At 70.5% G+C, this 553-nt stretch carries 1 protein-coding gene; it reads right to left on the reverse strand.

The features are described 5' to 3' along the window. The coding region (locus GYB81_RS23835; protein ID WP_161898004.1) for an MFS transporter at nt 1-553 on the reverse strand (553 nt) is incomplete at both ends.

Here is a 553-nt window from a genome sequence, read left to right on the forward strand (position 1 = left end):
ACCACGAACAGGTAGATCGCCGAGGCCTGGCCGCGCATCGAGTTGGGCATGATCTCCTGGATCGCCGCCGGGGCCACGCCGAACGGCATGCTCAGGAAGAACACCGTCGGCGCCATCAGCGCCCCCGCCCAATTTGCGTTGTCCAGCAGCCGGTAGACCAGGGTGAAGGGAATCACCGCCCAGGCGGCGAGCACCCCGACGCGCAAGCTCGCGTCGCTGCGCCCGCGCTTCCCCCAGTACTCGGCCAGGCGCCCGCCGAAGACGATGCCGAGACAGCCGAACACCGCGACGATGCTGCCGTAGACCACCCCGACATGACCGGCGTCCCAGCCGTGGGTGCGGACGAAGAAGGTAGGCACCCAGGCGCCGCTGCCGTAGCCGGCGAAGGACAGGCAGGCGAAACCGAAGTTGTGGCAGAGCACGGTCTTGCGGTTGGCCCGCAGGTAGGCGCCGACCTCGCCCAGCGGCACCGCCACGCCTGCGCCGACTCCGCGCCGGGCCGGCTCCCGGATAGCCAGCAGCAACAGGCAGAAGAGCACGCCGGCGGCGCCGA

The sequence above is a fragment of the Pseudomonas yangonensis genome (genome assembly GCF_009932725.1).
GTDB lineage: Bacteria > Pseudomonadota > Gammaproteobacteria > Pseudomonadales > Pseudomonadaceae > Aquipseudomonas > Aquipseudomonas yangonensis.